Origin of the sequence: Vibrio sp. SALL6, from assembly GCF_002002385.1 — a bacterium.
Lineage (GTDB): Bacteria > Pseudomonadota > Gammaproteobacteria > Enterobacterales > Vibrionaceae > Vibrio > Vibrio parahaemolyticus.
The window spans coordinates 14,840-39,104 of sequence record NZ_MQVK01000018.1; the positions used below are offsets into that span (position 1 = coordinate 14,840).

Genomic DNA, 24,265 nt, shown 5'->3' on the forward strand with positions numbered 1-24,265 from the left:
ACAACAAATTTGAGACTTGGCATGACTACACAAAGCACTATCAGCACCTCTTCCATTTCCGCTCCTGTAACAGAAACCAGTTGGCAAAAGAAAGCCATGCTAAGTGTCGCGTTTTTGATGGCGACGACCTCTGTTGGCCCAGGCTTTTTGACTCAAACTGCTGTCTTCACGAACATCTACAAAGTCGACATGGCGTTTCCAGTATTGGCTTCGATCTTTATCACGTTTGGTATCGTGATGAACTTGTGGCGCATTGTGGGCGTTTCTGGCATGCGAATCCAAGACATTGCGAACAAAGTGGCGCCGGGTATGGGTTATGGTGTCGGTATTCTCCTTGCGCTTGGAGCTGTGGCGTTTAACTTTGGCAACGTAAGTGGCGCGGCGTTAGGCATTAATGTGTTAACGGGCGTGGACACGACTTGGGGTGCGCTGTTTACTGGTGTGGTCGGCTGTTTGCTGTTTGTGGTTCATAACGCCTCCAAACGAATGGACCAAATGGCTCGCTACCTTGGCTTGTTCATGATTGTTCTGATTGCATATGTGGCAATGACGAGCTTACCTCCGATGGGAGAGACACTAAGTGCAGCGGTGATGCCTATGGATGTTGGAAGCTTGCTTCTGCCTACATTGACTATCGTTGGTGGCGCAGTTGGCGGTTACTACACGGGTGCACAACGTCTAGTGGACATTGGCTTGAAAGGTAAAGAGAACGTACCTTCCATCACTTCAACGGCGTGGGCTGGTATCTCTATTGCGGTGGTTATTCGCGTACTACTGTTTTTAGCTGTATTTGGTGTTATCGCGACAGGCGCAACGTTGGATTCAGCTAACCCGGCAGCCGACGCTTTCCGTCAAGGTGCTGGCCAGCTTGGTTACTTCATCTTTGGCTTAGTACTGTTTGTTGCTTCCATCACGTCTGTAGTGGGTAACTCTTACATGGCTATCTCATTAATTAAGACGCTTTTCCCCGTTGTAGCGCGAAACGAAAAAGCGTGGTGTGTCGGTTTCATTATCCTAACCTCGCTAGGCACGGTTACCATGGATATGCCAATTCTTCTACTTATGTTAGCGGGTTTAGTGAACAGCATTATCCTTCCTATCGTTTTGGGTACCGTCTTAGTTGCGACAAAACGCAAAGATATCGTCGGTGACTACCAACACCCAATGTACTTAACGCTAACTGGAGCAGCGATTGTTATCGTGATGGCTGCATCGAGTTTGACTAACATCGGTAACTTCATGGCGAAGTTTACGGGTTAACACTTTGTTGATAGTGATAAAAAGCGGCCTCTTAATGAGGCCGTTTTTTATGCTTGTTTGGTCGGGGTTCTTACAATTTCTGGCCAGTACATTTTCACATAACCTGCCGATACCCAAACGACCAATACGGTCGCGATACTGAGTTCTAAAAAGCCGAAATCGTGTAACCAATGCCATTGAGGATGAGATTGTTCGAAAAAAGAGGTTAATCGGTGCATCGCAATGGCGCTGATGACTGAAGGAAAAGTCACCGCTGCAATCGAGGGTTGGAACTTCAATCGAAGTAAGCGGAAATAACATAAGTAGATCAGTAGCGTCATTGTGATCGCGATCCCCGCCAATGCGCCCGTCAGAATAGGGTCGGGTTGGGGAAAATTCACTAAATAAGCTGCCAGTGACAAGTTAACTGGCGCGGCCATAATTGCGAGCGTTGGTCTTGCTCGTCTTGGCAGTGAGCCAAAAAACACCAAGCGATACAACACCAGTGGCAGCATAAAGAAGTAAATGCCGATACACATGATCGCGAGGGTTTCGGAAAATAGATTATGACCGAATTGCGAACCAGCCAACGAGCTACTGATTAATCCAACAGGGTAGAGAAACCAGCTCGGGACGATGTTCGACATTTTGAAGTTCATGAGCTGGAAGCCAAAAAACAGCACCATCATTGTAAAATGCAGCAGCACAGCTAAACACCAAAGGGGATAGGCAATGAGTGGTGAAACCGACGCGAGATAATCGGTCAGGATCAATAATGCCATACTCATTGGTGCCATTAAACTACCACTTAACGGGTGCTTAATATCCGCCATAAATAGGCGAGGATTGGTGGCGTACTTAATCAGAACGGGAGCGAGCAATAACGCGCCAAATGAAGCCAGAAAAGGACGAATTGGCGTACCAATATCGGGAACATAGAGCGCCCACGCTTGGCCAAGCCCGATCATACCCAGTGCCAGCGCCGCTTGAGAAGGCGGGACACTATAAAACTGCACAAGTCTTTTCCAGTTCAAATCTACTCCGAATTGATTTTGCCCGAATGAAACGAAAAGTGATGTTTAAAACCAAATTATCTTTGGCTGCTTTGCGTGTGAAAATCGCGAACGGTGTGGAATCAGAACGTTGATTATCTTCATCTTAGCCTGCTGCTGCCTTGCATTGCGAAACGCGAATTTTCAACGCATGTTTTACGCAATTGTTGACTCATTTTGGCCTGTAATGGGCGGATTTGAGTGGAACAATTGCTCTATTTTATGGCGCGAATATTAACAAGTTTAACAGGCGATGACGCCTAAACATGATGGGTAAATATCAGAGAATGAGAACTTTGTGAGTTTGGTATCGAATATTTGCGAACCGTTGCAAAATTATAGAAATGCAGGCTCCAAACATTCGTGATACTTACAAGTAGGTTTGGAGCCGGAGTGCTGTAAGTTGCCTAGGAGGCCTGATTTTCAGGGAGATCTTGTTGACGTAGCTTGTCATTTTTAAGCGTACGATGCAGCAACTGGCTGTAAATAGGTTGTCCACCAAGCAACTGTGCGACAATCACCGCCCCTAGACAGGTAATGATTAGCGGAAGAATCAGATAGTAGTTGTTGGTCATTTCGATCACCAACAAAATACCAGTGATAGGCGCGCGAACTGTCGCAGCGAACAGAGCTCCCATTCCTGCAATCGCAAAGACGCCAGGTTCTATATCAAGCGTTGGCAATAGAACATCTGCGCTTGCGCCAAATGCGTATCCAAATAGTGTGCCCAGCGCGAGCATTGGCGCGAAAATACCGCCTGGTGCGCCAGAGCCAAAGCAAAGCAAAGTTGTGACCACGCGACCAATAAACAGCAGCACTAAAATAGAGATTGAGTAGTTACCTGTTGTGACATCGGGAATAAGTGCAATGCCCCCGCCCGTTAATTGAGGTACGTAAAGTAACAGCAGACCAAATACGCCGCCCAAAATTGAGCCTGTGATCAGGTAACGTTTACGATCGTTTTTATGAATAGCAACAAAGCTGTCTTGCGCCACTGTAATCAGTTTGTTGAAGATCACGCCAAACACGCCAAACAGTGCGCCAAGTAATAGGAACAACCACAAGGTTTGTAGCGCTGGGGATTGATATTGCGGCATGGTGATTACGGCGTCTTGACCATTGATGGCGCGGAACACAATGTTCGCCATAATGGCAGAAATGATCACGGCACGAATCGAGATGAGCGAGTAGCGAAACTGAGGTCGCATTTCCTCAACTACGAACATGATCCCCGCAAGCGGTGCATTAAAGGCCGCAGCCAAACCGCCAGCAGCACCAGAAGCGAGCAGGGAATGGCGGGTATCATCATCTTTAACGCGGAAAATATCGGTCACCATTCGACCGACAGCACCGCCCATTTGCACCGTTGGGCCTTCACGACCGAGCACCATACCAGATCCAAGTGCGCCCATGCCGCCGAAGAATTTTACTGGCAGGACTCGCCACCAACGCACAGGACGAATGTTGTCCATCGCGCCTTCAATTTCAGGGATACCTGAGCCCGCCGCCTCTGGGGCAAAGCGGTGAACAAGAAAGTAGCCAATAAAAGCAAGCAGCGCGCTGATCAGCACCGCAGCAAGCCAAAGAGGAAGTACGCTACCGATTTCGCTTCTCAGCCATTCGGTGCGGGTTTCAGAAACAAAATGAACCGCAAGTTCGAAGTAAGTACCGACGAAACCAGCTAATGTGCCGACGATGGCGGCCATAATCAGGACAGAAAATGGTGTGGACCCTCGAGAGACAAACTGGTTAATCGCATCTTTCGGTACGTGCGCTAACACAGATTTCACAATTCTCTCTCGTTTGGTCATTAACAAATTCTCCTGAAGCTTGTGGAAAGGAAGAACGAAAGTATACGCTTCGGAGAGTCTAGACCTAATCAGTAAAGATGCAATTTAGCTTTCCACTATTGAGTGTTCGAAGAATCTCGACGACAACCATTATTTAGGATTGTGCTATTGCTCTCATATTTGGCGGTTTTTTGATATAAAAAAACTTGTTTTCTGAGCAAAATGAACCATGCTTTAAGTGTAAAGCAACATGACTGCTTCAGAAGGAGGGATGTGAGGTTTTACACACAATTTGGATGGATTCAAACCCTACAGTAAGTCCTCGTTTTATGTTCGGGATGCATCAATAGACATCATCGATTCGCAAACTCACGATTGAGTAACGAGGTAGAGGCGCACGCAAGAGTGCGCCTTCTTAATGTCTGCTAGATAACATTTTCGTACTCGCCTCTAAAATATTCTCTTTGATAAATCTAAGCCTAACGTTAAGGTCGTTGTTTTCCGTTTTTAACTTTAAACACACCATGCGATTTGCTTCTCGAACTTTGCTATTTTCCTGCTGTGTCGCGGCATCCTTTTCTTCATTGGCTTCGCAACGCTGGTGGCAAGAAGTCTTGTCTTCTACGCCGTACCAGAAATTGAGTGAACAGGTTCAACATGATGGGAACTGGTATCCGTGTGATGTGCAGATTGGCGAGACAGAAAATCTCAGCCGTTCTTTCTGTTTAGATGAGTTTTCCTACTATCAGCAGACGCTATACGGCGAGGCGGTATTCGAAGAAAAGAAAGCGCAATTCTCCGTTTTAACCGAGTATCAGAGACAAACGCTGAGTGAGCTCATTCTTAATCTAAGAAAAGATGGTTTGGTGATGCGAAGCTTAGCAATCGGCAACGAGCAATACGATGTCGCAGCGTCGCTGAAAAACAAATCTGCAGGAGAGGTCGACAAAGAAGTGGTGTTACTGATAAATCGCTACCCGCCAGAGATTGAGAGGTCGATGGTTTGGGTAAAAGCAGATGAGTTTACAGAGCCATCACCGCACGTAGTCATTACTTTACGCAGTGATGGCGAAATGATCGAGTTGCGACTTACTCGGCTTTAGTTTCTTTATGCAAAGCAAGAAATGTCGCCATGGCGGATTCATCTAAAAATCCGTCTGCCTTTTTATGTGCGCGCAGGTATTGGTACCCTGCAATGAGCTTTCGATGAAGCTCTTCTTTATCTTCTGTCAGCTCTTCATTCATCACGTGTTGGAAAGCCAATTTATAGGCATCCATATCCACCACTTCAGCTCGGCGGTAGAGATAACCGCAACCCGTCGCTAACCATTCAAGAGAGCAGTTAGCCCGCATCGCAATCTGATTGGCTTTGGTTAGGCTAGGTTCGCTGCCTTTTAGGTACTTTCGGATGAGCGCTTCCGACACATCAACGCGTCGCGCAAATCCGCTGATGCTTTCTTCGCCAATCAAAGTGGCTAAACGTTGGGCAAAAGACATATTTCGTACTCCAGTTCGAATTGCGAAAGTTTACCCGTTGAGACGACGTGAAAACAAGACTAGGATGAATGCAGTTCAATTGAAGGAGAAAACCCATGGTTGCAAAAGTTGTGACTGCACCAAATGGCCCTGAATTTTCAGAGCTAGTTCAAGGATATTGGCGTGCGGCAGATTGGGGAATGACGGCTCAAGAGCGTTTGTCATTTCTTAAGCAACATATTGAGTTAGGGATCACTACGGTAGATCACGCAGACATTTACGGTAATTACGAATGTGAAGCGTTGTTTGGTGAAGCGTTAGCTTTGGATAAAAGCGTACGCGACCAAATCCAGATCGTGACCAAATGTGACATTAATTTGTGTGGTGACAAAACACCTGAACGCAAAATTAATCACTACGACACAAGTTCTGCACACATTTACCAATCAGTGAACAACTCACTTGAGCGCTTAAATGTGGATGAAATCGATGTGCTATTGATCCATCGTCCAGATGTATTGATGGATGCTGATGAAGTTGCGGAAGCATTCACGGAGCTGCACAAAGTAGGTAAAGTGAAGCACTTTGGTGTGTCTAACTTTACGCCGCGTCAGTTCGAATTGCTGCAATCGCGCCTTGGTAAACCTCTTGTGACTAACCAAGTGGAAATCAACCCGCTTAATTTTGAGGTTGCGCACGATGGAACGCTGGACCAAATGCAAATGTTGCGTACGCGTCCAATGGCTTGGTCTTGTTTAGGTGGCGGCTCAATCTTCAGTGGGGAAAGCGAGCAAGCGATTCGCGTTCGTAACGAGCTAGAAGCGATTCGTGAAGAAGTGGGGGCGACCAGCATTGACCAAGTTATTTACGCTTGGGTACGTCGCTTGCCATCTAAGCCAATTCCAATCATTGGTTCAGGGAAAATTGAGCGTGTGCAAACGGCCGTGAATGCACTGAATATCGAATTGACTCGCGAGCAATGGTATCGAGTTTGGGTTGCTTCGAAAGGTCACGGTGTGCCATAGAAAGCGCATTAGCATCGTGATTTTACTTAAGGCATCTTATTAGATGCCTTTTTTGATGTTTCATCTTTCCTTTCTTCACTTTAGCAAGTAACAAACTTTTTCTCGGTTTTCTGGAGCTTAGATAAACGCAACCCTATGCGTATCAAGGGCAGAGAATGGTCAGTAGGCTTTGTTCGATGTCACTAAATCGACAGTGAAATGCGTTGTTTCTTGTTGGCTAGGTTCACTCATCTATTGATCTTGCGTATGCTTACTGCATAAACAAAAAATACAAATTCCTCGTCAGTTTTCTCGTACTATATGCGGTAACAATCTGGTAGACTCCAGCGCAGATTGTTGAATATAAAAAGGTGATTGAATGTCTTTTCCTGTACTCATCTGTGATGATTCAGCGCTAGCACGCAAGCAGATGGCTAGATCACTGCCAGCAACATTGAATCCGGATATTACGTTTGCTATCCACGGAAAAAATGCGCTTGAAGAATTAGCGCAAAAAGAATTTAAACTGATGTTTCTTGACCTCACCATGCCAGAAATGGACGGTTTTGAAACCTTAGAAAACATGCAGCGTTTAGGAAATAAAACGCCAGTTGTGGTTGTGTCGGGGGACATTCAACCCAAAGCCAAAGAGCGCGTTTTCGCGTTAGGTGCCAAAGCATTTATTCAAAAGCCCATCGCAAAGGATGAGCTAAAAAACGCCCTCAAAGAGCTGATTGAGCCAGAGCCTCGACCGCTTATCATCACACCAAGCGTGATTGAGCTACCAATTCTCCGCCGACGTGATATTTACATGGAAGTGGCGAACGTTTCTATCGGCCGAGCTGCCGACGCGTTAGCTCGCCATTTTGACGTATTTGTTCAACTGCCTTTACCAAACGTGAATATCTTTGAAGTGAGTGAGCTTCACATGGCGCTGCGTGACTTGGCATCGCACGATAACGTCTCAGGCGTTTGTCAGGGCTTTTGTGGCGAAGGCATTGCCGGGGAAGCATTGGTCATTTTGAGTGACTCTAGCGTATCGGATCTGAAAAAGCTGATGAAAGTGCCAGCCGACAGTGAAGAGCTTGAAGAACTCGAGCTGTTGATGGATATCTCTAACATCTTGGTTGGCTCGTTCCTAAATGGTTTAGGCGAGCAATCAGAAGTGCGTTTCTTCCAAAGTCCGCCGGTATTGCTTGGTCAGCACATTTCGATTGATTCCATTATTGAGTCCACAACGGGCGCATTCAAACGCACAATGACGTTTGAAGTGAGCTACAACATCGAAGGCACATCGATTCGCTGTGATTTGCTGTTTATGTTTGTTGATGAATCGCTGCCATTGCTTGATAACAAACTCGCATACCTAATGGAGGAGTTCTAATGTTGAATATGCCAGCAGAGTTTGAACAATTCCATTGGATGGTCGACATGGTACAGAACGTCGATATGGGGTTGGTGGTGATTGATCGAGATTACAATGTTCAAGTCTGGAACGGTTTTATGACGCACCACAGCGGTTTGCAATCGCATGAGGCAATTGGCCGTTCGATCTTCGATATCTTCCCAGAAATCCCGCCGGAATGGTTTAAGTTGAAGACGAAACCCGTGTACGACTTGGGTTGCAGAAGCTTTATTACGTGGCGTCAACGTCCGTATTTGTTTCGCTGCCGCAACGTACGCCCTGTTACACAACAGGCGGAGTTTATGTACCAGAACGTAACGCTTAACCCAATGCGAACACCAACTGGAAAAATCAACTCACTGTTTTTGTCTATCCAAGACGCGACAGCAGAAGCCTTGATGTCACAACATAAATAGCGATTGAAATTTATTCGTTAAAAGCCAAGGGGAACCTTGGCTTTTTTGTATACTTATAATTGTGTTTCCCCAATGCGCAGAACGTAAATATGGACTTTAATCTCGCCTTAAAACTCTACACCGCCGAGCAAGTCAAAAACGGAGAAGTGGTTGCCGCCCACATGGCAGGCGTTTCTATGTATAGCCTAATGCAGCGAGCTGGCATGGCTGTTTATGAACGATTTCTTCATTTATACCCAAGAGCGAAAAACGTTCTTGTCGTGTGTGGCAAAGGCAACAACGGTGGCGATGGCTACGTGTTTGCATCCCTTGCAAAACAAGCTCAGCTGAATGTTCAAGTTTTTCAAATTGGTGATGTAACGCAGCTTCAGGGCGATGCTTTGCGTGCGTATCAAGACTGGCAAACCGTTGATGGTAAAAACAGCAGTTGGGATGACTGGAATACTGCGTTACTTGAAGCGGAAGTGATCATCGACGCTATGTTAGGCACGGGGCTAAAGGGTGAAGTCCGAACTGAATATCGTCGTTATATAGAGCAGATCAACCAAATTCAGTGCCCGGTTATTGCGGTCGATATCCCGTCCGGCTTGTGCGCTAACACTGGCTCAGTTTTAGGTGACGCAATTCAAGCTGACCATACAGTTACGTTTATTGGCGTTAAGCAAGGGTTATGTACCGCTCAAGCGAGAGACCGAATTGGCGAGCTGCACTTTTGTGGCTTGGGCGTCAACGTGGAATTCGATTCCATAGAAGAAGAAAGCGCACTGGGCATTGACCATAAAGTCATCCCTCGTTTGCTCCCAAAGCCAAAAGCGACCGCTCACAAAGGCGATAACGGTAAATTACTTTGCGTCGGCGGGAATCAAGGTATGTCTGGTGCAATCCGTTTGTGCGCGTCTGCGGCGGTTCGAAGCGGGGCAGGGTTAACAGCAAGTATTACGCACCCAGATAGTTTCATCCCTCTGCAGGTCAGTTGCCCAGAAGTGATGAGTCAAAGCATAACCACGGATTTACTCAGAGACACGGAAAACGCGCTCACTAAGCGTATTCGCTGGGCGGATGTTTTGGTGTTTGGCCCCGGTTTTGGCGACGATGAGTGGGCGTATCAAGCTTATCAATACCTATCTCAAGAACAAAAACCGAAAGTTGTGGATGCGGATGGTCTAAATATTCTGGCAATGTTAAGTCAACGATGTGATGGCACATTGGTGTGTGACAACCAACGTGTCATCACTCCTCATCCGGGAGAAGCCGCTCGTTTGTTAAATGTGACCACTCAACAGATTGAAAGTGATCGATATTCCGCAGCACGCCAACTGCAAGAACGCTATGGTGGCGTAGTGGTGTTAAAAGGTGCAGGAACGCTGGTTTTTGATGGTGTCAGAATGTATGTGTGTCTTGCAGGTAATCCGGGCATGGCGACGGGCGGAATGGGTGACGTACTTTCTGGTGTGATTGGCGCACTGCTTGCCAAAGGTTTACCGATCTCTATCGCAGCGCGATTAGGAGTCATGATTCATAGCCACGCTGCCGATCTCAATGCAGAAAAACATGGAGAAGTGGGATTATTAGCCACAGATGTCGTGGAGACTCTTCGCGCTGCGACTCATATTAAACGAGCGAAAAACTGAATCTCGGGCGAAAATGTGACTTTAAAAGTGAAATTTCTTTAATGATCTTTGAGATGTATACGCGAGATTGAAGGTTAACTGGTTGAGTTTTAATCAGGTTTGAGAGGTATATCGGTCAAGATAAAAGTGAATGACGCAAAGGTTTGCGCAATGGATTAGCTTTTAGGTTTTCTTAAGTTGTTGAATATGTTAATTAAGAAGAAAAAAGAGTGTCTTGAAAGGGATTTTTGATATGCGATTTTCAAGATGGTAACACAAAAAAAATGCAAATATCAGACTTGTAGGAAAGAAATCACAGCCTATAATGCTGAAAACCGGAGCGTCTGCCAACGCTCCGGTTTTTTTGTGTCCGAAGAACAGTGAACCCGTCTGCCAACGGTTTCACTACGCACTCTGAGATGACACATAGACATATGAATCAAGGAATTACACAATGCGTATCGAACAAGAACTTAAGTTAGGTTTTAAAGATGTACTGTTTCGCCCGAAACGTTCTACCCTGAAAAGCCGTTCTCAAGTAAATTTAACCCGCGATTTTACATTCAAGCATAGTGGTCGTCAATGGTCTGGTGTGCCTGTAATCGCAGCGAACATGGATTCAGTTGGTAGCTTTGAAATGGCTAAAGCACTGGCTGAGCATGGTGTAATGACAGCCGTTCACAAACACTACACAGTGAACGACTGGGCAGACTTCGTAAAATCTGCTGACAACGCAACGCTAAAAAACGTGATGGTGTCTACGGGAACTTCTGACGCAGATTTCCAAAAAACAAAAGATATCATGGCGCTTTCTGACGAGCTCATCTTTATCTGTGTTGATATCGCGAACGGCTACTCAGAGCATTTAGTTGAGTACGTAGAGCGTGTACGTGCAGAGTTTCCAGACAAAGTGATTTCTGCGGGTAACGTGGTTACTGGTGATATGTGTGAAGAGCTTATTCTTGCTGGCGCAGACATCGTAAAAGTGGGCATTGGCCCAGGTTCAGTATGTACTACTCGTGTCAAAACGGGTGTGGGTTATCCTCAGCTTTCTGCAATCATTGAGTGTGGTGATGCGGCGCACGGCCTGGGTGGTATGATCATCGGTGACGGTGGTTGTTCATGCGCGGGTGACGTATCAAAAGCGTTTGGCGGCGGTGCAGACTTCGTGATGCTTGGCGGTATGTTAGCGGGTCACGAAGAGTCAGGCGGCGAGATCATCGAGAAAGATGGTGAAACTTTCATGAAGTTCTACGGCATGTCTTCTCAGTCGGCAATGGACAAGCACTCTGGTGGTGTGGCTAAGTACCGTGCCGCTGAAGGTAAAACCGTACTATTGCCATTCCGTGGCAGTGTTCACGGTACGATCTCAGATATCCTTGGTGGTGTGCGTTCAACCTGTACCTACGTAGGCGCAGCGAAGCTTAAAGAACTAACGAAGCGTACGACTTTCATCCGCGTACAAGAGCAAGAGAACAACGTATTCGGTAAAGAGAAGTAATTTAAAACTTCGAATAAATTGAAATAGTAAGAGCCGCAATAGCGGCTCTTTTTTATAGCGCATTGGTCAGTGCGGGCTGTGTTTCAACGGCAATTGTGGCTATCTCTTCCAAAACCTCCGGATTCGCAATTGCGCCGATATTTTTAACTGTCTGACCATTCACGACCTGCTTTACTGCCAGTTCAACCGTTTTACCGGAACGCGTTCGTGGAATATCACTGAGTGCGAAGATCTTGCGCGGGACATGTCGCGGTGAGCACTTCGTTTTCAACGTTTGGCGGATCAAGTCAGTCAGTTGTGGCGTTAACTCAACACTTTGGCTTAATTTGACGAATAACAAGATCTCTTCAGATTGCTGGCTCAACTTACCGACGGCAATCGAATCTTCGATACCCGATAGCGAATTCACTTGTTGATAGATTTCTGCTGTACCAATACGTACTCCGCCGGGATTGAGCGTTGCGTCACTTCGGCCGTAGAAGATAAAGCCGCCGTTTGCGGTTTGCATGACGTCATCACCGTGGTGCCAAGTATCCGCAAATTTGCTCCAGTAAGCATCGTGATAACGTTCGCCATTGTCATGCCAAAAGCCGATAGGAAAGTTTGGCAGCGAGTTGTTACATGTCAGTTCTCCGCGTTGTGAAACTACTTCGCTCCCTGCGTCATCAAGTACTTTTACATTGTTACCGAGCCCCGCGCCTTGGCATTCCCCTTTGTAGACGGGAGAAATCGGGTTACCGAGAACAAAGCAGCCACAAATGTCGGTTCCGCCTGCGATGGAAGCTAAGTGTAAATCCTGTTTGATATGTTGATAAACGTAACTGAACTGCTCAGGATAGAGCACGGAACCTGTGGAGCATAAGGTCTTCAGCGAATCCAAATTATGCTCTGACCGAGGCGAATAATTGGCTTGCTCAAGCGCTTCGAGATACTTTGCAGAGGTACCAAACAGTGACACCGACTGTTCTTCCGCCAAGCGCCAAAGCACAGAATGGTCGGGGTACACGGGGCTACCGTCGTAAATCACCAACGTGGCACCGCTCGCGAGTGCGGAAACATGCCAGTTCCACATCATCCAACCACAAGTGGTGTAGTAGAAAACCTTGTCGAGAGGTTTTACATCGCAGTGCAGCTGATGTTCTTTCAAATGATTGAGTAAGGTTCCACCTACGGAATGGACAATGCACTTAGGCTGCCCTGTGGTTCCTGACGAATATAAAATGAATAACGGGTCATTAAACAGTACTGGTTGGTAGCGAATAGCTTGTGGAGCAATGTGTTCAGACAACTCGTTCCATGTGACGAAGTCGGAGTCGGATCGTTCGTCTCTTGGTTTTAATTCGCTGCTTGGCGTTAAATAGTCAATTTGGCAAACGCTGATGGTGTTTCCGAGTTTGCTGCTAATCGCTCGGTTTTTTTGCGTCATATCGAAGATCTTGCCGCCAAATTGGTAGCCATTACAACAAAACAATACTTTGGGTGTCACTTGGCCGAACCGCTCCAACACGCTGTCGACGCCAAAATCTGGAGAGGTCGATGTCCAAATAGCACCGAGGCTGGTGGTCGCAAGCATCGCGATTACGGTCTCAGGAAGGTAGGGCAAGTAGGCCGCTACGACATCTCCTTTGCCGACACCATTTGCAATCAACCATTGTTGGACGATGGACACTTGCTCAATCAACTGTTGACCAGAGAGCTGTTTTTGCTCGCCACTTTCATTGCTGAAAACAATCAATTGTCCCTCTGGTGATTGCTCAGCGTGTACAAGTAAATTCTGAGCGTAGTTAAGGGTTGTATCGCAGAACCAAACCGTATCTCTGTTGATATTTGGTGAGTTTGAATCGCTCCATTTTGGCTCGCCTAAACTTTTGACTTGTGAACCTAACTTGCCAACGACTTTACAAAATTGCCAAGTGTGCTGCCAAAATGCGTCATTGTGTTCAATAGACCAGCGGTGTAATGACGCATAATCGCTAATCTCATTACTTGTGCTGCTTCGTACATTAGTGCTCTCGATAAATCGAAGCAGGTTACTGTCTCTGACTCGCTCAGCAGATGGCGACCAAATAGGAGTTTGGCTTGGCATAGTTCCCTCTATATTCAATCCATTGTTAACTTACGTTGATCAAAAAGGGCGAGCATCATCATGCTCGCCCTTAGTCGGTTTATTTATAGCTGTTCAGCGAGCTGAGGCAATATCTCAAACAGATCGCCGACTAACCCATAATCTGCCACTTCGAAGATTGGGGAGTCTGGATCTTTATTGATCGCAACAATCACTTTCGACTCTTTCATGCCGGCAAGGTGTTGGATTGCACCAGAGATCCCGACGGCAATGTAAAGCTTAGGCGCGACGATTTTGCCGGTTTGACCGACTTGTAAGTCGTTAGCGACAAAACCTGCATCGACAGCAGCGCGAGACGCGCCAATCGCTGCGCCGAGTTTGTCGGCGACTTTTTCGATAAGCTCGAAGTTCTCTTTGCTACCCACGCCACGACCGCCAGAAATTACGATTTCAGCAGCCGTCAGTTCAGGCCGTTCAGATACAGTTTTGTCGATAGCAACTAGCTCTACAACGGGAGATTGAGTCGAGGTTTGCTGATGTTCAATATCGACTTGGCTATTGCAAGCAACAGGATCAAAAGCAGATGCGCGCACGGTGACCACACGTAAACTGTCATTTGAAGTCACTTTAGCGAAAGCGTTGCCCGCATAAATTGGGCGTATAAACGTTTTGTCATCCACCACTTGAACGATGTCAGATATTTGCCCAACACCACATTTAGCGGCGATACGTGGCGCAAGATCTTTGCCTTTGGACGATGAGTTAGCCCAAATGCCATCAAAGCTGTCTGCAAGTCCTACAACAACTGGCGCGACATTTTCGGCGAATTGGTGCACCAGCGATTCGTCGTCAATGCAAATCACTTTAGCAATGCCATCAACTCGGCTTGCTTGTTGGGCAACGTCTTCACACTGATAACCAACCACGAGCAATGTGTTATCTTGGCCCGCTTGACTTGCGGCATTCACGACTTTCAACGTATCGGCGTGCAGTTGGTTGTTGTCATGTTCTGCAATAATTAAATTCTTCATGAAATCACCTTCGCTTCGTTACGTAGCTTATCGAGAAGTTCTGAAACAGACTCCACTTTGATACCGGCTTTTCTTTGCGCTGGTGGGGTAACTTCCGTGATGGTTTGGCTAAACACAACTTCAACACCCAAGCTCTCTGGTGTGATCGTGTCGAGGGGCTTACGTTTGGCCTTCATGATATTAGGTAGGGAAGCGAAGCGAGGTTCGTTTAAACGCAAATCAGTGCTGATCACCGCTGGCAAGTTCATTGCTACCGTCATCAATCCACCATCAACTTCTCGCACAACTTGCACTTTTTGGTCTTCAATCTTCACATCCGATGCAAATGTTGCTTGTGGCCAATCAAGCAAAGCGGCCAGCATCTGCGCGACTTGGTTGTTGTCCGTATCGATCGATTGTTTGCCGGTGATCACCAGTTGGGCTTGCTCTTGTTCAACAATCGCTTTGAGCAACTTGGACACCACGAGCGGCTCAATCTTGTCCGCCGTGTCGATATGAATCGCGCGATCTGCTCCTAGTGCTAGGGCCGTGCGCAATTGTTCCTGACATTGTGTGCCGCCAGCACTCACAACGATAACTTCTTCTGCAATCCCTTGCTCTTTTAGTCGAACCGCTTCTTCAACGGCGATTTCGCAAAACGGGTTGATAGTCATCTTGACGTTATTGGTTTCAACATCGCTGTTGTCCGGTTTAACACGGACCTTAATGTAGGGATCAATGACCCTTTTTATTGGCACTAGTATTTTCACGTTAGATTCCTTTTTACAGTGAAGACTATGTGTTTACGTCTTTAAATTGATGTTAATTTACCTTTACGTTTGCGTCAACTTTAAATATATTGTTGATTAACAAGTTGGCAACATGCAAAGAAAGAAGGGAATACAACCATGGAAAGAGACTGCATGGAGTTTGATGTTCTGATTGTTGGTGCGGGCCCGGCGGGCTTGTCTGCTGCTTGCCGTATCAAACAGTTGGCAATGGAAAAAGACCAAGAAATCTCAGTTTGTGTTGTAGAGAAAGGTTCGGAAGTGGGGGCGCACATTCTCTCTGGCGCGGTGTTTGAAACGCGCAGTTTGGATGAGTTGTTTCCGGATTGGAAAGAAAAGGACGCGCCGCTCAATACCAAAGTCAATCAAGATAAAACTTACTATTTAAGTAACGAACTTAATGGCCATGAACTGCCAACGTGGGCGGTGCCGAATACGCTGCATAACGATGGTAATTACATCATCAGTTTAGGTAATTTGTGCCGTTGGATGGCATCGCAAGCAGAAAACCTAGGCGTAGAAATCTACCCTGGCTTTAGTGCTAACCGAGCCATTATTGATGAACAAAACCGTGTTTGTGGCGTGATCACAGGAGATATGGGACTCGACAAAAACGGCGAGCAAAAAGCCAATTTCGAGCCGGGTATCGAACTTCGAGCTAAGTTTACGCTGTTTGCCGAAGGTGCCAGAGGTCATATTGGTAAGCAATTGATTAACAAATTTAATCTGGCTGAAGATAAAACGCCACAGCACTATGCGATTGGCTTTAAAGAGCTGTGGGAAATACCCGCAGAGCAACATCAGCAAGGATTGGTTGTTCATGGGTTAGGTTGGCCGTTGGCAAACGAAGCCAGTGGTGGCAGTTATCTTTATCATCTTGAGGGCAACCAAGTCGCAGTTGGCCTGATTGTTGACCTTAATTACGAAAATCCCCACCTGAGTCCGTTTGACGAATTTCAGCGTTTTAAACATCACCCGTTGATTGAGCAGTACCTGAAAAACGGTAAGCGCATCAGCTATGGGGCTAGGGCGATTGCCAAAGGCGGCTTTCATTCCCTTCCGACCCAACAATTTGCGGGTGGACTATTGATTGGCTGTGATGCTGGCACGCTCAATAGCGCGAAAATCAAAGGCACGCATACCGCGATGAAGTCGGGGATACTCGCCGCTGAAGCCGTTTTTGAAGCGGTTTCAAATCAATCGGTTATTGCCGACTACCAAAGCCATTTCAAACAGTCATGGCTATATGAAGAGCTTTATCAAGCACGCAACTTCTCTAGCGGAATACACCGTTTTGGCTCTTGGTTAGGCGGTGGTTTAGCGATGTTGGAACACAACGTGTTAAAAGGCAAAGCAAAGTGGAATGTACGTTGTGAACATCCCGATCATCAGTCTTTAATTCTTGCGGAAAACAGCGATGAGATCCTCTATCCGAAACCTGATGGCGTGTTGAGTTTTGACCGCCTTTCTTCCGTCTATTTATCCAATATTTTCCATGAAGAAGACCAACCGTGTCATTTGCAGCTTGCCAGCCAGCGCATTCCTATCGAACAGAATTTGGCGCTCTATGCCGAGCCCGCTCAACGCTACTGTCCTGCTGGGGTGTATGAAATTGTAGAAGGTGCAGAGCAAGCCGAATTACAGATTAATGCGGCGAACTGTATTCACTGTAAAACCTGCGATATCAAAGACCCAAGTCAAAACATCACCTGGACGCCTCCTGAAGGAGGTGGTGGTCCCAACTACCCAAATATGTAGTGGTCTGAGAATAATTTTTATTAACAACTTATTTACTTAAAGTTTGCGTCAGTTCAAATCTTTATCGGTGAACTCGATTGCAACTTAATCTTCAAGGCACTATTCTGATTTTAAATTGACGTTTACGTAAACTGAATGAAAAGTTGATGCATAGGTGTAGAAGCGGTTACCAGTATCAAAGTGAAGTTTGATATCGAAATAGTGCTCAAGGAAACGCACTCAAAATGAAAGGGAGATCAACTATGGTATCGGAAACACCTCTTTTGCAGGTAAACGATATTTCATTGGCCTTTGGTGGGGTGAAAGCGTTAACCGACGTGAGCTTCCATGTGAACGAGAAGGAAATTTTCTCAATCATCGGTCCCAATGGTGCTGGTAAAACCTCGATGCTCAACTGCATCTCTGGCCGATACACTCCGAACAAAGGTTCGGTCATCTTTGCTGGAAACGACGTAACCAAACGCACACCCAGCCAACGCGCTGAGTTAGGTCTGGGCAGAACCTTCCAAAACTTAGCCCTCTTTTCACACATGTCTGTGCTCGACAACATCATGGTTGGCCGACACCACCTATTGAAAAACAACTTCGTGACAGGCCCGCTTTACTGGTTCTCTAACGCGCAAAAAGAAGAAATGGCGCACCGCAAATACGTGGAAGATGTGATCGATTTTCTTGAAATCCAACACATCCGCAAAGCCACCGCTGGCACGCTTTCTTACGGTTTACGTAAACGTGTCGAGCTTGCGCGAGCAATAGCGTTAAGACCAAAACTGCTTTTACTCGATGAGCCGATGGCCGGTATGAACCTTGAAGAAAAGGAAGACATGGCACGTTACATCATGGATCTGAACGAAGAACTCGACATCACCATCATCATGATCGAACACGATATGGGCGTGGTCATGGATATCTCTAACCGCGTGTTGGTTTTGGATTTTGGTAAACACATTGCAATGGGCGAACCGGAAGAAGTCATGGCGAATCCACACGTGAAACAAGCTTATTTGGGTGAAGAACTACCGACATTAGAGGAGAGTGCATAATGGCACAGCAACATAATGATTGGGCAGATATAACCAGCTTAGATACCTTTCCAAAAGTGTTGCAGCACAATGCCAAGCACTGGCCAGAGCAAGTGGCAATGCGTGAGAAAGAGTTCGGTATTTGGCGAGAGTTTACTTGGCAGGATTACGAAAACCGAGTCAAGTGGATGGCATTATCGCTACAAGATTTAGGCATCGGCGAGCAAGATGTGATTGGCCTGTTGGGGGATAACCGACCTGAATGGGTTTGGGGTGAACTGGCTGCGCACGCGATCAAAGGCTATTCACTGGGTATCTATCAAGATTCCATGCATGAAGAAGTGGCGTACTTAATCAACTACGCCAAAGCCAAAGTTGTGATTGCCGAAGATGAAGAGCAATGCGACAAACTTCTTGAGCTTGGGGATGAAATTCCAAGTGTGGAATACATTATTTACTGCGATCCACGCGGGATGCGCAAATACGATGATCCGCGACTGATTGATGTTGAGCAGGTCTACAAAAAAGGTCAGCTGATTGATAAAGCGGATCCAGATGAGTATCTCAATATGGTTGCCGCAACCAAAGGCAGTGATCTCTCGATTCTTTGTACCACTTCGGGTACGACCTCAAAACCGAAATTGGCGCAACTTCACAGCGGCACGTTCTTAGATCACTGTGCGGCTTACTTGCGTGCGGACCCACGCTCTCCGGGCGACAACTACGTTTCTGTTCTGCCTCTGCCTTGGATCATGGAGCAGGTGTATGTGGTTGGTCAGGCGTTGATTTCACGTCAAATCGTCAACTTCGTGGAAGAACAAGAAACCATGATGTCGGACTTACGCGAGATTGGCCCGAACTTTGTGCTGCTTGCACCGCGAGTATGGGAAAACATTGTGGCGGACGTCTCTGCGCGAATGATGGACTCCACACCGTTTAAGCAGAAGATGTACAAACTTGGCATGAGCTTGGCGAACAAAGCATTGGATCAAGGCAAACGTTCTAAGCTCGCGGAATGGATTCTACTGCGTGCTCTGCGTGACCGTTTAGGTTTCTCGAATCTGACTTCTGCGGCTACTGGTGGTGCGGCAATGGGGCCAGACACGTTCCGTTACCTGCAAGCGATCGGTGTGCCACTCAAACAGCTTTATGGCCAGACCGAAATGTGTGGCGCGTACACCGTGCATAAAGCGGATGATGTCGACTACGACTCAGTCGGTGTCGCATTTGACAATGCAGACGTGAAAGTCATCAACCCAGACAGCAACGGTGTAGGCGAGATCATTGCGAAAAGTACCGGCATGTTTACCGGCTATCTCAATAACCAAGCGGCGTACGACGAAGATGTTCAAGACGGTTGGATGCATACCGGCGATGCGGGCTACTTTAAAGATACTGGTCACTTAGTGGTGATTGACCGTCTGAAAGACATGTCGGAAACCAGCCATGGCGACCGTTACTCTCCGCAGTTCATTGAAAACAAACTCAAGTTCTCGCCATTTATCGCAGAAGCGGTGGTGGTGGGTAAAGGCCGACCTTGGCTCTCTGCGATCATTTGTATCCGTTATGCGATCGTCGCGAAGTGGGCGGAGCAAAAGGGGATTGCATTCACCAACTACACCAATCTTTCTGCACAGCCAGAAGTGTACAAAGCGATTCGTGAAGAAGTACTTAAAGTGAATGAATCGCTGCCTGACGCACAGAAAATCAGCAAATTCATTCTGCTTTATAAAGAGCTGGACGCGGATGATGGCGAGCTAACTCGTACACGTAAAGTTCGTCGCGGTGTGGTTGCCGAGAAATACGGTGACATCATCGAAACCATTTACAGTGCTGCGCCAAATGTCGATGTCGATACGGTGATCACTTATCAGGATGGAACCAAGACACGCATTCAAACGTCGCTGGTGATAGAAACGCTTATTCAACATGAGCTGACACTGGTGGATAGCGAACAACGGAGGATCGCATAGTGAATACGGATTTATTACTGCAACTCGTCATTAATGGCGTGATCGTCGGCATGTTGTATGGCGTGGTCGCCATGTGCTTTGTACTGATTTACAAATCAACTCAGGTGGTGAACTTTGCGCAGGGTGAGTTTCTACTGATCGGCGCGTGGGTGTGTTGGGCTGCATTGGTTCATCTACAACTGCCATTTTTCGTCGGCTTCTTACTCACTCTCGCCTTTATGATGGTGTTTGGTATCGCCGTGCAAACCATTGTGCTCAGGCCGTTGATTGGTGAGCCTATCATCTCGGTGATCATGGTGACCATTGGTTTGTCGATGTTCTTCCAAGCACTGATGAAATGGATGTTTGGTGTGTCTGCGGTGTCGTACCCACAGGTATTCGAAACCAACGTCGTCAATATTGGTGGTTTGAACGTAGAATTTGCTTACATCCTGAGCTTGATCTTCTCGATGATCATCATGGGCGCGTTCTACTGGTTCTTCAAATTCAGCAAAATGGGTTTGGCGATGCGTGCGACCGCATTTAACCAGCAGGTCGCCCAGAGTCTTGGCATTTCCATCAAGAAAGTGTTTGCGATCAGTTGGGCTATTTCGGCGATGGTATCCGCGACAGCAGGGATTGTTATCGGGATCGTAAATGGCGTATCAGACGCGCTATCTATCATCGGCATCAAAGTGTTCCCAGCGGTTATTTTAGGTGGCTTGGATTCAGTGGTCGGCGCAATCGTCGGTGGCATCACCATCGGGGTGCTGGAAAACTTAGCTGAGTTCTTTGATAGCCAATACCTGCAAGTGGGTAACCTTTACAACATCGCACCGTTCTATGTGCTGTTAATCATTCTTGCCTTCAAGCCATACGGCCTGTTTGGTACCAAAGATATTGAGCGTATTTAAGGAGAAATACTATGGCTCAACTTAGCATGCGCCCATGTGGGGATTTTCGAACCACATACAAAAGTGATACGCCAATTTTTGAAACCAAAACCATCAGAAGCCTCGCGATAGCGGGTGTGATCGCCATGCTGGCAGCGCCTCTGGTACTGGATATTTACTTCCTTAACTTGTTTATTCAAATTGCGTACCTCGGTATCGCGGCCCTTGGTTTGAACATTTTGGTCGGCTTTACCGGACAAATCTCGCTAGGTCACGGTGCGTTCTTTGGCTTTGGCGCATTTGCATCGGCTTGGCTGAACAACCAGTTCAACATTCCAGTGGTGTTTGCCATTCCGCTCGCGGGTTACTTGACCATGATCGTCGGGATGCTCTTTGGCTTGCCAGCTGCGCGAATCAAAGGTTTGTACCTTGCGATTGCAACTTTAGCCGCGCAGTTCATTTTGGAAGACTTCTTTGCTCGTGCTGAATGGTTCAGTGGCGGTTCATACGGCGCGAGTGCCAGCCCAATCAACCTGTTTGGCTTTGAGTTCTCGACCGATGAAAGCTTCTTCTATGTTGCACTGTTTGCTCTGATCTTTATGTATCTATGGGCTTCCAACCTCATCCGATCTCGTGATGGCCGCGCGTTTGTTTCGGTACGCGATCATTACCTATCGGCTGAAATCATGGGTATCAACCTGACCAAATATCGTCTGCTCTCTTTCGGTGTGTGTGCGTTTTATGCAGGCATCGGCGGCGCGCTCTACGGGCATTACTTAGGGTTCGTGTCTGCTGAAGGCTTCACCATCATGATGTCTATTCAGTTCCTCGCGATGATCATCATCGGTGGCCTGGGATCGGTGAAAGGTACATTGATGGGCACGATCTTCATCGTATTGCTACCGGAGGTTTTAGAGTTTGGTGTGACGGGGCTGGCAGCGTTTAGCGATAACACGTCGTTCATTGATGGACTTGCTTACTTCAAAGAAATGGCGATTGGTCTGGTCATCATGCTGTTCCTGATTTTCGAACCGCAAGGATTGTCGCATCGCTGGCAACAAATTCGAGCATATTGGAAACACTATCCGTTTTCTTATTAACGTGTATTTAAGTGGAATATACCTAAATAACAAGGACAACGAGTTATGAACAAAGGACATTTAGCGACAACGTTGGTGCTATCTTCGGCGCTGTTTACTACCGCATCTTGGGCAAAAGATTCTGTATTTGTCGGGCATCTGGTGGACTTCTCTGGTCCTACTGCTTATGTGAGCAAGCCTTACGGCTCTGGCGTGCGAGATGCGCTACAGTGGATCAACCAAAATGGTGGCATCAACGGGACCGAACTGGAATTTGAAACGGTGGACATGGCGTACAAAGTGCCCGTGGCGATCTCCAATTACAAACGTTGGGTTGCGCGTAAAAACATGGTGGCGATGCAAGGTTGGGGTACGGCGGATACCGAAGCACTGATCTCATTCGTAACCAAAGACAAAGTGCCAGTATTCTCGGCATCTTACTCGGGTCATTTAACGGACCCTACGGGCAAAAACCCGAAAACCGCCAAGCCTGCTCCGTATAACTTTTTCTATGGCGCGTCTTATTCAGATGCCTGTCGTGCATTGGTGAAATGGGCGAAAGAGGATTGGGAATCAAAAGGCAATACCACGGCACCTAAATTTACTCACATTGGTGATAACCATCCGTTCCCGAATGCACCAAAAGACGCGTGTGCGGAATACGCCAAAGAGCTGGGCTTTGAAGTGCAAAATCCTGTGGTTGTATCACTCAAACCGGGTGATTTCAAAGCGCAATGTCTGTCGCTAAAAGAATCCGGCACCAACTACGGTTACATTGCGAACCTAGGTGGCTCAGTCATTTCACTAGTGAAGTCGTGTAACACTGTTGGCACGGAATTCCAGTACATGGCGAATATCTGGGGTGGTGATAAACCCGTAATTGAAGCGGCAGGTGACGGTCTGAAAGATTACGTATTCCCAGGCATGACGGCATTCTGGGGCGACGATAGCGAAGGCATGAAGTTGGTTCAGAAAATCTCCAAACTGTCCGAATCTGAGCCGGGCGAGTTCCGAACTCACCATTACATTCGCGGCGTTTGCTCAGCGTTTTACATGAAAGAAGCGATGGAATGGGCGAAGGACAATGGCGGCATTACGGGTGAAAACATCAAGAAAGGCATGTACGTTCACAAAAACTGGGTTCCAAAAGGTCTAGAGGGCGTGTGTATTCCTGCTAACTGGCAACCAGAAGATCACCGTGGCACTACCACCGTAAACGTGTTTATGGGTAACAACCAAGGCGGTGCAGTAGACATCAAGAAAGTGTCTCAGGTGACATTGTCACGCCGTGACGATTGGCTAGGTTACTAACAACAAAACAAGAACAGGTGAGGGGATACGATATACGTCATCCCTTCTCCTGAACAAGGAGTGGCTTGATGAGTGAATTAGCAAGGGATATAGAACCAGCGGAGATTTTACTCTCGGTAAACAACATCGAAGTGGTTTACGACGAAGTTATTTTGGTTCTGCGTGGCGTGAGCCTTGAAGTACCTAAAGGTCAAATCGTGACGCTGTTAGGCGCGAACGGGGCAGGTAAATCGACCACACTAAAAGCCATTTCGGGTTTGTTAAAAACCGAAGATGGTGAAGTGACTCACGGTGAAATTACCTTCATGGGCGAGCGTATCGACAACAAAAGCCCAGAAGAGATTGTCCGTTCGGGTATTTTCCAAGTGATGGAAGGGCGTAGAATCGTCGAAGACATGACGGTTATCGAGAACCTTCGTTTAGGGGCGTTTACCCGCAACGACAACGAGGTCGAGAAAGACATCGAAATGGTGTTTGATTACTTCCCTCGACTCAAAGAACGAACTGGTCTCGCGGGCTATTTGTCGGGCGGTGAGCAGCAGATGTTGGCTATTGGCCGCGCATTGATGGCGCGCCCGAAAATGATCTTACTTGATGAGCCGTCGATGGGGCTTTCGCCACTGCTGGTGAAAGAAGTGTTCAGCATCATTGAAAAGATCAACAAAGACCAAGGCATTACCATGTTGCTGGTGGAACAGAACGCAAACTTTGCGCTTCATGCGGCCGACTATGGCTACATCATGGAATCAGGCAAGATTGTGCTCGATGGCAGTAAGCACGAGCTGCTTAATAACGAAGACGTGAAAGAGTTCTACCTTGGTGGCGGCGATGAAGAGCGCAAGAGCTTCAAGAATCTTAAGTCCTACAAACGTCGTAAGCGCTGGCTTTAAGGAG

General features: G+C 47.0%; 20 protein-coding genes. 14 read left to right on the top strand and 6 right to left on the bottom strand.

Annotated features, from left to right (window positions below; genetic code table 11):
* Positions 1 to 21 precede the first annotated feature (21 nt).
* A complete protein-coding gene (locus BIW15_RS10085) occupies positions 22 to 1,260 on the top strand; it encodes an NRAMP family divalent metal transporter (RefSeq protein WP_021452208.1) in 1,239 nt (412 codons plus the stop codon).
* 47 nt (positions 1,261 to 1,307) lie between these two features.
* On the opposite strand, the gene BIW15_RS10090 is transcribed toward BIW15_RS10085, so the two are convergent.
* Together BIW15_RS10090 and clcA are read right to left on the bottom strand one after the other, a co-directional pair.
* Complete coding sequence (locus BIW15_RS10090) at positions 1,308 to 2,255, bottom strand: TDT family transporter (protein WP_179115261.1); 948 nt, start codon at positions 2,253 to 2,255, stop codon at positions 1,308 to 1,310.
* Between the two features lie 443 nt (positions 2,256 to 2,698).
* A complete protein-coding gene (gene clcA / locus BIW15_RS10095) occupies positions 2,699 to 4,102 on the bottom strand; it encodes a H(+)/Cl(-) exchange transporter ClcA (RefSeq protein WP_005463563.1) in 1,404 nt (467 codons plus the stop codon).
* Between the two features lie 503 nt (positions 4,103 to 4,605).
* Here clcA and BIW15_RS10100 point away from each other — a divergent pair.
* On the top strand, positions 4,606 to 5,184 hold the full coding sequence (locus BIW15_RS10100) for a hypothetical protein (protein WP_077280933.1): 579 nt from the start codon (positions 4,606 to 4,608) through the stop codon (positions 5,182 to 5,184).
* On the opposite strand, the gene BIW15_RS10105 is transcribed toward BIW15_RS10100, so the two are convergent.
* Positions 5,171 to 5,578, bottom strand: coding sequence for a transcriptional regulator (locus BIW15_RS10105; protein ID WP_005499247.1), 408 nt, complete (start codon positions 5,576 to 5,578; stop codon positions 5,171 to 5,173). The genes BIW15_RS10100 and BIW15_RS10105 overlap by 14 nt on opposite strands.
* A gap of 95 nt (positions 5,579 to 5,673) precedes the next feature.
* On the opposite strand from BIW15_RS10105, the gene BIW15_RS10110 reads away from it, so the two are divergent.
* The 5 genes from BIW15_RS10110 to BIW15_RS10130 all read left to right on the top strand — a co-directional run bounded on the left by BIW15_RS10110 (position 5,674) and on the right by BIW15_RS10130 (position 11,493).
* The gene (locus tag BIW15_RS10110; protein WP_005487989.1) at positions 5,674 to 6,582 is read left to right on the top strand and encodes an aldo/keto reductase family oxidoreductase; all 909 of its coding nucleotides are present in this window, start codon (positions 5,674 to 5,676) and stop codon (positions 6,580 to 6,582) included.
* 358 nt (positions 6,583 to 6,940) lie between these two features.
* Positions 6,941 to 7,945, top strand: a complete 1,005-nt coding sequence (locus tag BIW15_RS10115; protein WP_005463571.1) for a response regulator — start codon at positions 6,941 to 6,943, stop codon at positions 7,943 to 7,945.
* Complete coding sequence (locus BIW15_RS10120; RefSeq protein WP_005463573.1) at positions 7,945 to 8,382, top strand: PAS domain-containing protein; 438 nt, start codon at positions 7,945 to 7,947, stop codon at positions 8,380 to 8,382. The genes BIW15_RS10115 and BIW15_RS10120 overlap by 1 nt, the downstream gene beginning before the upstream one ends.
* An 89-nt stretch (positions 8,383 to 8,471) precedes the next feature.
* A complete protein-coding gene (locus tag BIW15_RS10125; RefSeq protein ID WP_029852473.1) occupies positions 8,472 to 10,013 on the top strand; it encodes a bifunctional ADP-dependent NAD(P)H-hydrate dehydratase/NAD(P)H-hydrate epimerase in 1,542 nt (513 codons plus the stop codon).
* 433 nt (positions 10,014 to 10,446) lie between these two features.
* Positions 10,447 to 11,493: a GMP reductase gene (locus tag BIW15_RS10130; protein ID WP_005463577.1), complete on the top strand. Its 1,047-nt coding sequence runs from the start codon at positions 10,447 to 10,449 to the stop codon at positions 11,491 to 11,493.
* A gap of 52 nt (positions 11,494 to 11,545) precedes the next feature.
* Here the strand turns inward: BIW15_RS10130 and BIW15_RS10135 are convergent, their stop codons facing one another.
* From BIW15_RS10135 to BIW15_RS10145, 3 genes are all read right to left on the bottom strand, one after another.
* On the bottom strand, positions 11,546 to 13,579 hold the full coding sequence (locus BIW15_RS10135; RefSeq protein WP_077280934.1) for an acetoacetate--CoA ligase: 2,034 nt from the start codon (positions 13,577 to 13,579) through the stop codon (positions 11,546 to 11,548).
* Positions 13,580 to 13,662: 83 nt separating this feature from the next.
* A complete protein-coding gene (locus tag BIW15_RS10140) occupies positions 13,663 to 14,589 on the bottom strand; it encodes an electron transfer flavoprotein subunit alpha/FixB family protein (RefSeq protein WP_025626349.1) in 927 nt (308 codons plus the stop codon).
* Complete coding sequence (locus BIW15_RS10145) at positions 14,586 to 15,338, bottom strand: electron transfer flavoprotein subunit beta/FixA family protein (protein WP_017447395.1); 753 nt, start codon at positions 15,336 to 15,338, stop codon at positions 14,586 to 14,588. The genes BIW15_RS10140 and BIW15_RS10145 overlap by 4 nt, the downstream gene beginning before the upstream one ends.
* Positions 15,339 to 15,476: 138 nt before the next feature.
* On the opposite strand from BIW15_RS10145, the gene BIW15_RS10150 reads away from it, so the two are divergent.
* The 7 genes from BIW15_RS10150 (at position 15,477) to BIW15_RS10185 (ending at position 24,261) form a co-directional block, all read left to right on the top strand.
* Positions 15,477 to 17,114 (top strand): electron transfer flavoprotein-ubiquinone oxidoreductase, encoded by a 1,638-nt coding sequence (locus tag BIW15_RS10150; RefSeq protein WP_062888537.1) that lies wholly within the window; start codon positions 15,477 to 15,479, stop codon positions 17,112 to 17,114.
* A 242-nt stretch (positions 17,115 to 17,356) separates the two neighbouring features.
* Positions 17,357 to 18,157 (top strand): ABC transporter ATP-binding protein, encoded by an 801-nt coding sequence (locus BIW15_RS10160; protein WP_005463591.1) that lies wholly within the window; start codon positions 17,357 to 17,359, stop codon positions 18,155 to 18,157.
* Positions 18,157 to 20,109 carry a long-chain fatty acid--CoA ligase gene (locus BIW15_RS10165; protein ID WP_077280935.1) on the top strand — a complete coding sequence of 651 codons (1,953 nt, stop codon included), beginning with the start codon at positions 18,157 to 18,159 and terminating at the stop codon, positions 20,107 to 20,109. Before BIW15_RS10160 ends, BIW15_RS10165 begins: the two co-directional genes overlap by 1 nt.
* Complete coding sequence (locus BIW15_RS10170) at positions 20,109 to 21,002, top strand: branched-chain amino acid ABC transporter permease (RefSeq protein ID WP_005463595.1); 894 nt, start codon at positions 20,109 to 20,111, stop codon at positions 21,000 to 21,002. Before BIW15_RS10165 ends, BIW15_RS10170 begins: the two co-directional genes overlap by 1 nt.
* An 11-nt stretch (positions 21,003 to 21,013) precedes the next feature.
* Positions 21,014 to 22,081, top strand: coding sequence for a branched-chain amino acid ABC transporter permease (locus BIW15_RS10175; RefSeq protein ID WP_005463596.1), 1,068 nt, complete (start codon positions 21,014 to 21,016; stop codon positions 22,079 to 22,081).
* 45 nt (positions 22,082 to 22,126) lie between these two features.
* A complete protein-coding gene (locus tag BIW15_RS10180) occupies positions 22,127 to 23,371 on the top strand; it encodes an ABC transporter substrate-binding protein (RefSeq protein ID WP_029803492.1) in 1,245 nt (414 codons plus the stop codon).
* A gap of 68 nt (positions 23,372 to 23,439) precedes the next feature.
* Positions 23,440 to 24,261 (top strand): ABC transporter ATP-binding protein, encoded by an 822-nt coding sequence (locus BIW15_RS10185; RefSeq protein WP_077280936.1) that lies wholly within the window; start codon positions 23,440 to 23,442, stop codon positions 24,259 to 24,261.
* Positions 24,262 to 24,265 lie beyond the last annotated feature (4 nt).